This is a genomic window from Alteromonas sp. ABV4_515 (genome assembly GCF_056160345.1).
Map to the genome: position 1 here is coordinate 1 of NZ_JBSWWZ010000011.1, position 12,346 is coordinate 12,346.

Genomic DNA, 12,346 nt, shown 5'->3' on the forward strand with positions numbered 1-12,346 from the left:
GGCTCTGGCTCTGGCTCTGGCTCTGGCTCTGGCTCTGGCTCTGGCTCTGGCTCTGGCTCTGGCTCTGGCTCTGGCTCTGGCTCTGGCTCTGCAGCAGTGTCATCAGCGTCTGCTACAGGCTCAAGTAAATCTTCCAGTGAACTGGGTTGTGAGACAGGTTCGGCTTGGGCCGTATCATCCGTTTCATGTTCGCCGCGCCCTTCGAGTTCGGCCAACAACTCATCAGCCAACGCATCCACTTCTTCGGGCTGATAATGTTCATATTCACTATCGGCGGCTTGAGGCATGTCTGCCGATGGCGGTGTGACATCGTCACTTTGCTCAGCTTCTTCTGCATCTTCCGTGTCGGCCTGTTCTGGCTTTAATTCTGGCTCTGCCTCAGGCGCTAGCTCTGATTCCTGCTCTGATTCTGCCTCGGGCGCTAGCTCAGGTTCTTGCTCAAGCTCTAGCTCTGGTTCTATCTCCGGCTCAACTTGCTCTTCCACTTCGGCAAACGCTTCATCTTCTTCAAGCGCTGGAGCGGCGTCGAAACGGTCTTCGGCTTCGGCTTCGGCTTCGGCTTCGGCTTCGGCTTCGGCTTCGGCTTCGGCTTCGGCTTCGGCTTCGGCTTCGGCTTCGGCTTCGGCTTCGTAGTCAGTATTCTCCTCGGTAACCGGCGAATCAACCTCTTCGGCTACCAATTCATCTTGTTTCTCTTCAGGCGCTTCAGATGCCAGTGCGTCGAGCTCATCCTCTGGTTCAACGTCATTTTCTGGTGTCGCGGTAGGCTCTTCCGCTGCGGCTTCAATTTCCGCCATCAATGCATCTGCATCTAATGATGTGTCTTCAGCTAGCGCTTCATCTTCATCGGAATCCGCTACCGAATCACTTTCAGATTCATCCGTTTCTACAGCGAGCGCTTCGGTATCACTTCCAAGTTCATTTTCATCGAACTCATCTTCATCGAACTCGACTTCGTCGGTCTCACCGGTGTCTAAATCGTCTGTATCGCCTTCGAGTTCTGCCAATAGTTCGTTGGTAAGATCATCGTCAAGCTCGGCGTTGAAATCTTCTTCATCGTCGCTGGATTCCAGCGCATCCGTGTCGGCGTTGATGTCATCATCAGCCGATTCTTCGGCTTCAAGTTCAGCGAGCAGTTCGTCAGACAACGAGTCCATTTCGTCATCTTCTAATTCAGCTAATAGCTCGTCTGAAAGATCGTCTGAGAGGTCGTTAGTAAGTTCGTCAGAGTCATCGAGGTCAGTTAACCCGTCCTCTTCTGCGGTCTCACCTTGTAATTCCGAGATTAATTCGTCTGAAAGTGGATCGGTGAATTCATCCGCATTTTCCATATACTCAACATCGATTTCGTCCAAATCTTCGCTAAAGGCGTCTAAATCCTGGATGGCCTGAGGCGACGGTGTGGTCTGCGTTTCAATTTCCTCTTCGGAAGCCTCATCGTCACCTAACATGTCAGCCATCTGGTCGAGCTGATCCATCTCGTTGATAATGTTGTCTGTGAGACGGTCGAGCTCCTGATTCTGATCGTTGATTTCGCGATCAAGCTTTTCGAGCATTTCCTCATCTACGCTGCCATCGGATGAGGTAATGTCTTGACCTGGCTGGTTATCCTCTAGAAGATCATCAATGTCTATTTCAGGTTTTTCGTCTTCATCGGCAGTCGCGGCACTGAATTCAGAGAGAATATCGTCAGGGTCAACCATCTGATCTTCTTCAACAATGGCATCCGCCTGAGCGCTTTCTCCGGCTTCATTTTCACCATCACCCAAATCAGCTGCATTGGCGTCTAGCAACGCATCTACGTCGAAATCATCGTCGTCCGCACTTGCAGCAGGTTCGTCAGGCTCAGGCGCGTTTCCTGCCAGCAATGCATCGATGTCGTCATCACTGACAACATCAGACGTCGCTTCGGGTTCAGGGGCTTCGGTTTGCGTTTCTTCAGTTTGCGGTTCAGGTGTTTCTTCATCGCCGGATAAGTCGATGCCATCCATTTCATCGGTTTCTGGCACCAACGAATCATCGGCTAACAAATCATCGTCAAACAGGCTGTCGAGTTCGTCCTGCCCTAATTCGGAATTTCCGTCTTCAAACGCAAAGTCCTCTTCAGGCACCAGCATGTCATCGTCAAGATCGGCAAAACTCTCTAAATCGTCATCGAGCGACTCTTCCAATTCGTTAGAGAGCACGTCATCGAGGAGTTCATCATCATTGAAAAGCTCATCGTCGGACAATTCTGGCGTGTCATCCAGATCAGGAATGATGGCAGCTGAAGCGGCTGCCGCGGCAACAGGTGCGGTATCCGCAGGCGAAACCTGGGCAACAGGTTGCACCGGTTCCACATCGTTGTTTTTATTGCCACGCTTTAAGAACCAGGCAACTAAACCGCCCACTAGCAACAAGGTAAGTACGCCTGAACCAATGATCAACGACATGGGTTGCATCAGGGTATTCATGAACGAAGCATCTTTTTCAGCCTGTCTTTCGGCTTGTTCCTGCTTCATCATGTCCAGCACTTGCATCAATTGGCTGGTTTGCGTGTCCATTTTACTCTGAACATCACCTTCGACCTGATTTCGCAAAGAGGCCAGATCTTCATTCACTTGTTCGACACGATCGTACAGCTTGCGGTTTTCATCCAGAATCGCCTGCACACTATCGAGGGAGGCTGCAAATTGTTGACGAAGCTCATCAAACTGCTCAGTTTGCTGACTGTCAAGGCGGGTGATCTTATCTTCAATCGCACTGCGGGTGGTGGTGAGGTCTTCTTGATTAACCAGTGGTACCGGCGGTTTGATGTTATTCGTACTGCTGCCCGGGCGATTTTCCATGCGGGCAAAATTGTCGTCATCTTGCTCGGCACGCATTTTCGCGCGCTCAGGGTCGATGCGGGCAATATAACGCTCTGATGGTAATTGCAGCATGGCGCCATTTACCAGCAGATTGAGATTTTGCTGTTCGAAGGCATCGGGATTAAGTTCATAAATCCCAATCATCACCTGGTAGACAGAGAGGTTCTTGTTTTGTTTGTAGCGGTTGGCAATACGCCACAGCGTATCGTTATCATCGATGGGGCCATACACATTGCCGGAATACTGACTGGTGGCATTTTTTGGCCCACGGATCGGCATTTGCCGTTCCTGCGCGTCACTGAATCCCGGCGCGGCTGCCAGTAACAATAAAAAAATTAGCAAGCCCGTAACATGCGATTTCATAGCGTTCCTATATGCCCTCAAGCGTACACCGGAAGAGATATTCCAGTTGGCCAGGCCAGGTGGTGTAACCAGTACACGGACAAGCCGGCACACCGCTGCCTGTTATTCTTATAATGTCAGAGCTCGTTTGCTCGTAACGTGCCAGTCCGACTGGCGAGTCAGAAAACCGTCACTATCAGAAATATTCCTGTAGATTCACGGTTTTATGCAAACTTCAATCCATGATGATAATTTGCACTTAACAGTTACCAAAACTATAAACCAGTTAACGGTAACTATCTAGAAAAACGCAAATTTCAGTGCAGACACGTTAATTTGCTTTAGAAAGGTTATCGGCAGGCCGGCGCAGAAGTTTACCCCTGCGCCGGTTTGACTTACAGGTAGTCTTTTATAAGGGTTTCAGCAATTTGCACGCTGTTAGTGGCAGCACCTTTGCGCACATTGTCCGATACCACCCACAGGTTCAGTCCGTTGGGGTGAGAAATATCATCGCGAATGCGCCCTACGTGCACCCAGTCGTTGCCGCTGGCACTGCTTACCTGAGTCGGAAATTCTTCACGGGCATCGTACACCTTCACGCCAGGGGCATCGGCAAGCAACTGCTTCACCTGCAGCGCATCTACTGGCATACGTGTTTCTAAATGAATGGCTTCTCCGTGGCCATAAAATACCGGCACGCGCACTGCCGTGGCATTGACCAACACGTCACTGTCACCCAGGATTTTCTGGGTTTCCCACACCATTTTCATTTCTTCTTTGGTGTAGTCGTTGTCCATGAAGGCATCGATTTGCGGTATGGCGTTAAATGCGATCTGGCGGCTGAAGGCTTCCGGCGTGATAGGACGGGTATTCAGCAGATTGGCCGTTTGGAGTGCCAGTTCTTCCATGGCTTTCTTGCCACCACCCGATACCGACTGATAAGTACACACGTTAATGCGCTCGATACCAGCCACATCATGAACTGGCTTCAGTGCCACCACCATCTGAATGGTTGAGCAGTTTGGGTTAGCGATGATGTTGCGATTACGAAAATCAGCCAGCGCCTGCGGATTCACTTCAGGTACAACTAGCGGTACATCGGGTTCGTAGCGGAAGTGCGAGGTATTGTCGATAACAATACATCCCGCTTCAGCAGCTATTGGCGCGATACGGGCCGAGACATCCCCACCAGCAGAGAAGAAACCAAACTGCACCAACGTCCAGTCGAAGTCATCCACGTTTTGCACTTCAATTTCTTCGCCTTTGAAATTAATTGTGCTGCCGGCAGAACGTTCACTGGCCAGCGCGTACAGCGTGCCTATGGGGAATTTTCGCTCTTCGAGCATTTCAATCATCGCCTGGCCAACTAACCCCGTTGCGCCCAGTACGGCTACATCAAAAACCTGTGACATGTTCTGTCCTCTTACTTACTCTGTTGTCACTGAAAATGGCTATCGCCATTTCAGCGTACAAAATTAAATTGAAATCCTAAACCCGACAATTGCTCAACAATCCCCTCGGATACCGGTGCTGGAATACGAAGAAAATGGGAGCCGCATTCCCGTCTTACTGGATAGTGCTTGCGCATATGCAAAAAACCGTCTCGGGAGGTATCGTGCTTGAACAGTTGATCATCTTTTCTGATGTCGTAAATACTTAACAATAATGTTGCCAAACTGTCCCAGTCCAACGCTTCTGCAGTGCGGTCTGATGGCGCAAATGGCAACGCTTCCGGTATTTCAAGGAAGTTATCCATGGCAAGTGTCGGCGACACGTTAATAGCTTCACAAACCTGCTCATACGCCATCTGCGTACCGCGCAGTTTACCTTCCACAGAATGCCCGGCAATGTGCGGTGTCGTCAGCCACACCAGTGGTAACAGCGCCTGATTAATTTCCGGCTCACTGAAAAACACATCGAGCACCACTGTAGGTGCGTCAGGTTGCCCGAGACGATGTAGCAAAGCGGCTTCATCTACCACTTCACCACGGCAGGCGTTAATCAACAACTGGTTCGGTTTAAGCGCGGCAATACGCTTTGCATCTAACAAATGAGCCGTAGCATGCTCCCCGGCTTTCACAAATGGAACATGCAGGGTAATCACATCACACGCCATGATTTCATCCATAGCTACAAAATGGCGGTGATCGCCGGCTTGTTGCAATGGTGGATCGCAAAGTTTGTAGGCAATATTCAGCGCATGCAGACGCTCGGCAAGTGCCGTTCCCACGTGACCCGCACCGACAATGCCTACGGTTATGCGACTGAGGTTGAGCTGCTTATCTTGATAGGCGCTCATAAGTGCACTCACCACGTACTCAGCCACAGCCACGGCATTACAACCACCGGCTGATCGCCATGCAATACCGGCTGCATCCAATGCAGATTTATCCATATGATTGGTACCGGCCGTAGCGGTGGTAACCAACTTCAACTTGTCGGCTTTTGCCAGCAGAGACGGAGTTACCGCCGTGGTAGAGCGCACCGCCAGATAATCTACATCACCGAGTTGCTCTGGCGCTAACGAAGGACCATTAAATGACGTGGCGTCGCCAAGCGTAGAAAAATATGCTTCGCCTTGAGGGATACTTTCTTCAAAAAAGATGCGAGTCATGTGTCAGTGTTCAGCCGTTTTGTCCGGGGGGCGGTATGATACTGGAATCGAATAGATTAAACAAAACGCCCGCGCCGACAGAGCCGGAACGGGCGTTTTATCAAGGCTGCATCACAGCCACGGCAATTGCGTATTAGCCGTTGTAGCGCTGCATTACCAGTGTTGCATTGGTACCGCCAAAGCCGAAGCTGTTTGACATTACCGTATTCAGTACCGCTTCACGGGGTGAAGTCACGATATCCAGGCCAGCAGCCGCTTCGTCCAACTGTTCTACGTTAATAGATGGCGCAATGAAGTTATGCTTCATCATCAGCAGGCTGTAAATCGCTTCGTTAACACCAGCGGCACCCAGGGCGTGACCGGTCAGAGACTTAGTCGCACTGATAGGCACACCTGACTGACCAAATACTTCTTGAATTGCAGCCAGTTCTTTCACATCACCTACTGGTGTTGATGTACCGTGGGTGTTGAGGTAGTCGATTCCGCCTTCAACGTTCTGCATAGCCATCTTCATACAACGCACCGCGCCTTCACCAGATGGCGCTACCATGTCGTACCCGTCTGAGGTTGCACCGTAACCAACAACTTCACCGTAGATCGTTGCGCCACGTGCCAGAGCATGTTCCAGTTCTTCAACCACAACCATACCGCCACCACCAGAGCTAACAAAGCCGTCACGATTCGCATCGTAGGTACGAGAAGCAACAGAAGGATTGTCGTTAAACTTAGAAGACAGCGCGCCCATGGCGTCGAACTGGCTCGACAGCGACCAGTGAAGTTCTTCACCGCCACCAGCAAATACCACGTCTTGCTTGCCTAACTGAATAAGCTCTAACGCATTGCCGATACAGTGTGCGCTGGTCGCACAGGCAGAAGCGATTGAGTAGTTTACACCTTTAATTTTGAACGGCGTTGCCAGACAGGCTGAAACTGTTGACGCCATGCAGCGTGGCACCATGTATGGTCCTACGCGTTTTACGCCTTTTTCACGCAGAATATCTGCCGACAACACTTGGTTCAGTGACGATGCACCGCCCGAGCCAGCAATGATACCGGTACGTTCATTTGAAATATCTTTCTCTTCCAGACCTGAGTCTGCAATAGCCTGCTGCATTGCGACATAAGCGAATGCAGCGGCGTCACCCATAAAGCGCATTGCTTTACGGTCAATATGTTCGGACAGCTCGATATCCGGCTTACCCCAAACCTGGCTACGCAGGCCCATTTCGGCAAACTGTTCAGAAAAAGTGATACCAGACTTGCCCGCTTTCAGCGATGCCAGTACTTCATCCTGATTTACACCGATGCTGGATACGATGCCCAGACCGGTAATAACTGCTCTTCTCATAACTAACCCTTTATTTTGATGGGGCATATGGTAACGATTTTCGTCGGTAAACTGGTCTGCTCTTTTTAGTTAACCATTATTATGAGCAGAACCAAATCTGTTCCCGGCCATACCGGGAACGCATATTCACAGGCTTCGAGTGCTGAATGTGGCAAACGTTCAGCTTTTAATCGAGGAACTTAGCGAAACCTTTTTTCAATGTAGCATGCAAGGTATCATCGCCCCAACGTTTGTATGCATGAATTTTGTTTGATGAAATCCCAGTCAGCTCAGGTCCATTTCAATGATAGCGGCACCCCAGTCGCCGATCACTTTGATGATGTTTATTTTTCTAACGACAGCGGTATCGACGAAACCCTGCATGTCTTTATCGGAGGCAATGATCTGAGTGAGCGCTGGCAGTCACATAATCGCCGAGACTTTGTCATTGCAGAAACCGGATTTGGCACAGGTTTGAATTGTCTGGTTGCCATGCAGGCTTTCAAGCAGTTCCGCGACGCCAACCCCGCGCACCCGCTAAAACACCTTTTTATACTCACCACTGAAAAATTCCCACTGAAAAAAGCAGACCTGCGGCAGGCATTAAACGCCTTCCCAGCATTAACTCAGGCAGCCGATGCATTGACCGAGCAGTACCCCATTGCTTTGCAAGGGTGTCACCGCATGCATTTCAGTGACTTTTCCTGCACGCTGGATTTGTGGATGGGCGACGTACATGAACTGCTCCCCCAATGGCATTGTTCTCGTAGCGGTTTGATTGATGCGTGGTTCCTCGACGGGTTTGCACCAAGTAAGAACCCGGAGATGTGGACCGATGCGCTGTTTTCGCAAATGACGAGATTAACCCGCCAAGGTGGCACGTTTGGCACTTTTACCGCAGCAGGCATTGTTAAACGAGGCCTGAGAGATGCTGGCTTCGTGGTGGAAAAGCGAAAAGGTTTCGGCCGTAAGCGAGACATGCTAGCGGGCTATTTTGACAGTGAAAAAGGCAAACAACCTGCGCCTCCCTACTCCCGCTATAACAATGCGTCACTAGGAGATGGTGAACGAATCGCGATTGTGGGCGGTGGTTTGGCCGCAGCCACGTTTGCCCATGCCCTGGCAGAGCAAGGCGTGGCCTCGAGCGTTTTTTGCGCCGATGAAACACTGGCTACCGGAGCCTCGGGAAATCGTCAGGGAGGATTTTATCCGCAGCTTCATAGTGAAGCCAGTATTGCCAGTCAAATTCAGGCACACAGTTTTCTGTACGCCAGGCGCTATTACAATGCCTTACCGGCAAATGATTATCGTCATCAATGGTGCGGAGTGCTGCAACTGGGATTCAGTGATGCGGTGATAGATCGTCAACAAAAACTGGCCGATGGTGAAGTATGGCCTGATGAACTTGTTCGCCCCGTAAGTGCCGAAGAAGCCACTTCTATTTCTGGGTTACCCTTGTCTGACAACGGCTTATTCATTTCCCTCGGCGGTTGGCTAAGCCCGCCGGATTTGGTACACGCCTTGATTAAGGCATGCGGTGATAAAGTGGCACTGCACCTAAATGCGAAAGTCTGCAACATCAGCGAGACATCCACAGGCGTCACGTTTTCTGTGAACGGCGAGAGCCACACCTTCGACCGCATCATTATGGCGACTGGCGCCGGTAGCGTATTGATTGACACGATGAATGCGTTGCCATTACGCCCTGTGCGCGGGCAGGTGGAAGCAATAGCAACCCAAGCGCCTATTAACCAACTCAACACCGTACTTTGCCACAAAGGTTACATGACCCCTCAAATGGATAGTCGTCATGCGCTGGGCTCTACGTATGGCAAAGGCGATACCGCAACGGATGTACGTGAAGCCGACACCCAGACTAATTTGGCAACCCACCAGAAGGCGCTAAGTAACGAAAGCTGGATAAGTGAACTGGAGCATGATGGCGATGCCCGCGCATCTGTGCGCCTGTCGCTACCGGATCATCAACCTGCCAGTGGTCAGCTCACGAGAGTAAACGTGCTTTGGGAACGTTATCAGGATCTCACCAACGGCAAACCCATAGACGGACAGGCTGAATTGCCTGAAGGCAGAATTTTTACTTTAACCGGATTAGGTTCAAGAGGATTAACCACGGCACCACTGATGGCGCAGGTTTTAGCATCGCAATTACTGCATCAGCCAATGCCGATGCCTGAGAAATTACTTCAAGCTGTAGCGCCGCAACGCTTCATGATTAGAAATTGTATTCGAGGGGAAGCGCCCTGAACCATCAATAGCATTATGGAGATGGTATAACACAATGCCATCCAGGCCCAGGGCAGCAAGCGTTATACAGAATATCCCTTATCCTGAATTTATCAAATAATATAATGCATTTGGATTGATTTACTTGTCAAAATCAACCATTTCGCTCAAAAATCATACTACCCGATTACACTCACACGGTCAAAGATCTTATTTACCCTTAGTGATTGTTCAGTCTTGCTACCATAAACGCTGGCACTACTAATGTAGAACTGCCCACTACGCGACCGGTTTTTACCGACACAATTCGCGCATTAACACGCACGCCACGGGGCTCTTCAATTAACGTTCCCGTGAGAATATGGTCCATTTCCATTTGTCTTGAAAGGGCTTCACCATTGCGAGTCATTGCCAAATCGCCATGAGGAGTAACCGTTAGTCCGCCGGCCATTTTAAAGTCGACGATACTCATACCCGCGCCTTGCAGTTCTGCAATCAATAACTCCGACAATTGATTTCCCATTATGGTGGTGTCTTGTAGACTGGTATTTAATCTCACAAAACTGGCTACACCAATTAAATCATTAGTGCTCAGCGTTTTTGCAGAACGCATTAATTTCATTGCCAGTTGAGCGGCGTAATCGTTTAACGCTTTGTGTGTACTATCGGGTTGATAACCGGTAATGAGCGGGTCTTGCCACACTCGGCCTGTGGTGGTTTCTGTGGAAGCCTCTTGCGCAGCCAGGTATTCGTCACGAGAATCGGGATGATACTCCCAGTCCCCCGTTTTAGCTGGCGTTGATGTGTTAATCGCCTGACTGGTGGTTGCTTTAAGCGCTATGCCGTCTATGGGAGCGTATTTAACAGGTTCACGCTGGGTTTCTGCCTGTTTATCCTGCGCTACAAGCCCAGCCTCAGGCATTCCTTCACCTTGAGTGGCATCATCAGCCTTCATGAGTTCGGGATCGTGCTCATGTTTGTCGGTAAACGCGTGGTACTGGTTATCCAAAGCAGTACAGCCAGACATCACCGAAACAGTCACGAGACAAGCCAGCGAAAGTGATTGCGAACAAATCGAACGAGACACGGCTTATCCTCGGGTTAGTTTAACGCCATCTCGAATACCACTTTTCCCGTTGCTATCGCTCGGGATAAGGGCATCCACTACATAGAATGGAATTAGTAACTGGGCAGAAGCTACTACCGCGCGGCTTTCAATCCCAAGAATACGCGCATTAACCAGCACGCCCCCCTGGTGTTTGGCCATGGTGCCAGTTAACACATAGTCCACTGGCAGGCTGCTGCTTAAATCAAGGTAATCCCGACTCAGCAGAAAATCGCCGTCGTCAGTCACGCGAATGTAGTCTGTGGCTTTGAAATCCACGACTGGAATGCGGTATTTATGCAGTTCGTGCATAAACGATTCCGCCATCTGGTGACCCAGTAAATTGGTATGCTGCAAGTCTGAATCCAGCAGTGCAAAGTTAGTCACTGCAACGGGGGTTTTGTTGCTGACGTACTCCATATTAGACACCAGATCCTGGGCCATATTGCGGACATAATCCCCGACATGATGAGTGAGCGGCCGGCCCTGATAGGCGCCCTGCACACTGCTATAAAGCTGTGGCTGCCCTACCGCGCCGAAGCTGTCTGTGCTGTCTGCGTCGGCTTCATTGGCCGCGGGTGAAGGCGCGCGATCTTCGGCGCGCACATCAATGACATTCATCACCGGCAGTGACGGAGTATTTTCTGCAGTTTCGGTTTGTTCATCGCTTAGCAAGGAACAGCCTGACAAACAGGAAAGCAGCACCGCAGTGGCGGTGAGGTTACGGCGGAAAGTCATTGGTGTTACCCCTTATCTTCGTTTCTGTACAGCCGCCCATTTCGGGTGGTCACCTTTTCTTCATCCCAGAATAGACCTTCCGGGAAAAAACGAGTGGCGGCTGCAACAACATCTTTGGTGCGCGCGTTGATAACCCGGGCATTTACCATGGCGCCTGATTGTTGGCGGATCACCGTGCCAGTGATATAAAAATCGACCCGCTCAATGCCTGGCAATAAATCAACATCACGGGTTAGCACGCGGTCTGCACGCTCTCCCATTATTATATCGTCCGTGAGTTTGAACTCTTGAGTGGTATAGCCCCGTTTTGTGGCTTCCGTGATTAACCCTTCTTCCAGTTGATGACTCAGCATCATCAGCGGATCTTGATTATTCGGGTTGTATTCCATTGAATCAGCAGGCACGAAACCCACAACGGCGTACTTGGCCTGCCGCGATGGACGGAGGTTAGCAAACAGTTCATTTGCCAGTACGTAGGTGTGGTATTCCATGTTGCCCAGTGCCGGCACGGCCATATTTTCTTCCTGCAGCACGGTGGCACTGTTTTCACTGGCGCAACCACCTAGCAATAGGGCTGATAATGCTGCCAGCATGGTAAGCCGGCGGGCATGAGGGATTACCTTCATAGTCAAATACCTGTCAGAGACGACGTTCTTATCCGACTGTTCGCAATATTCGTACCATAAAGCTAGGTCAGAGACATGACGCTGGAAACACGCAGAAAATGACGTTTTGCCATTATTGATGAGGGTAATACCGATAAGAAAAAGATAACGAAAGCGGCAAGGCCCTGCCGCTTTCGGATGATTGAAGACCTTAGTTGGCCGATTGAGATTGGTGTAGCAAGCGTTGCCATAAGGCTAAGACTTTTTCCTGATCGCCATCGTCCAGTTCTTTATTGTCGAACGCAGCCTGAAGGCTACCTTGCATCGCATCATCTAACGATGACAACGTTGCGTCTGATTCCATTTCCTGCCGACGGGCGATGACAGCAAAATGCCCTTGTAAATAACTGGCAATAAACAGTTCATCATCGTCACCATGGTCTACCACACCGTCTAGTGCTTGTTCAATTTGTCCGATTTGTTCAATAAACGCGGTGGAAGCCGCTGCCGGATACTGCATTT

General features: G+C 50.3%; 9 protein-coding genes. 1 reads left to right on the forward strand and 8 read right to left on the reverse strand.

Annotated features, from left to right (window positions below):
- The 4 genes from ACXAGX_RS19750 to fabB all read right to left on the reverse strand — a co-directional run.
- On the reverse strand, positions 1-3,212 hold a 3,212-nt coding region (locus ACXAGX_RS19750; protein WP_474840496.1), incomplete at its 3' end, for a FimV/HubP family polar landmark protein.
- A 374-nt stretch (positions 3,213-3,586) separates the two neighbouring features.
- Entirely contained in the window at positions 3,587-4,603 is a 1,017-nt protein-coding gene (locus tag ACXAGX_RS19755) for an aspartate-semialdehyde dehydrogenase (protein ID WP_474840498.1), read from the reverse strand.
- Positions 4,604-4,653: 50 nt separating this feature from the next.
- Positions 4,654-5,805, reverse strand: coding sequence for a 4-phosphoerythronate dehydrogenase (locus ACXAGX_RS19760; protein WP_474840500.1), 1,152 nt, complete (start codon positions 5,803-5,805; stop codon positions 4,654-4,656).
- A 133-nt stretch (positions 5,806-5,938) separates the two neighbouring features.
- On the reverse strand, positions 5,939-7,153 hold the full coding sequence (gene fabB / locus ACXAGX_RS19765) for a beta-ketoacyl-ACP synthase I (protein WP_474824994.1): 1,215 nt from the start codon (positions 7,151-7,153) through the stop codon (positions 5,939-5,941).
- Positions 7,154-7,405: 252 nt separating this feature from the next.
- Here fabB and mnmC point away from each other — a divergent pair, with 252 nt between their 5' ends.
- Positions 7,406-9,397, forward strand: coding sequence for a bifunctional tRNA (5-methylaminomethyl-2-thiouridine)(34)-methyltransferase MnmC2/FAD-dependent 5-carboxymethylaminomethyl-2-thiouridine(34) oxidoreductase MnmC1 (gene mnmC, locus ACXAGX_RS19770; RefSeq protein WP_474840502.1), 1,992 nt, complete (start codon positions 7,406-7,408; stop codon positions 9,395-9,397).
- Positions 9,398-9,596: 199 nt separating this feature from the next.
- Here the strand turns inward: mnmC and ACXAGX_RS19775 are convergent, their stop codons facing one another.
- From ACXAGX_RS19775 to ACXAGX_RS19790, 4 genes are all read right to left on the reverse strand, one after another.
- Entirely contained in the window at positions 9,597-10,463 is an 867-nt protein-coding gene (locus ACXAGX_RS19775; protein ID WP_474824996.1) for a FlgO family outer membrane protein, read from the reverse strand.
- A gap of 3 nt (positions 10,464-10,466) precedes the next feature.
- Positions 10,467-11,219 carry a FlgO family outer membrane protein gene (locus tag ACXAGX_RS19780; RefSeq protein WP_070125378.1) on the reverse strand — a complete coding sequence of 251 codons (753 nt, stop codon included), beginning with the start codon at positions 11,217-11,219 and terminating at the stop codon, positions 10,467-10,469.
- 5 nt (positions 11,220-11,224) lie between these two features.
- A complete protein-coding gene (locus tag ACXAGX_RS19785) occupies positions 11,225-11,845 on the reverse strand; it encodes a FlgO family outer membrane protein (RefSeq protein ID WP_070125379.1) in 621 nt (206 codons plus the stop codon).
- A gap of 190 nt (positions 11,846-12,035) precedes the next feature.
- Positions 12,036-12,344: a YfcL family protein gene (locus ACXAGX_RS19790; protein WP_474840504.1), complete on the reverse strand. Its 309-nt coding sequence runs from the start codon at positions 12,342-12,344 to the stop codon at positions 12,036-12,038.
- Positions 12,345-12,346: the final 2 nt, after the last annotated feature.

What these genes read in the sequence shown, in the direction of transcription:
- ACXAGX_RS19755 (WP_474840498.1), bottom strand. Translation starts at nt 4,603, where the DNA reads ATGTCACAGGTTTTTGATGTAGCCGTACTGGGCGCAACGGGGTTAGTT.
- ACXAGX_RS19760 (WP_474840500.1), bottom strand. Translation starts at nt 5,805, where the DNA reads ATGACTCGCATCTTTTTTGAAGAAAGTATCCCTCAAGGCGAAGCATAT.
- fabB (WP_474824994.1), bottom strand. Translation starts at nt 7,153, where the DNA reads ATGAGAAGAGCAGTTATTACCGGTCTGGGCATCGTATCCAGCATCGGT.
- mnmC (WP_474840502.1), top strand. Translation starts at nt 7,406, where the DNA reads ATGAAATCCCAGTCAGCTCAGGTCCATTTCAATGATAGCGGCACCCCA.
- ACXAGX_RS19780 (WP_070125378.1), bottom strand. Translation starts at nt 11,219, where the DNA reads ATGACTTTCCGCCGTAACCTCACCGCCACTGCGGTGCTGCTTTCCTGT.
- ACXAGX_RS19785 (WP_070125379.1), bottom strand. Translation starts at nt 11,845, where the DNA reads ATGAAGGTAATCCCTCATGCCCGCCGGCTTACCATGCTGGCAGCATTA.
- ACXAGX_RS19790 (WP_474840504.1), bottom strand. Translation starts at nt 12,344, where the DNA reads ATGCAGTATCCGGCAGCGGCTTCCACCGCGTTTATTGAACAAATCGGA.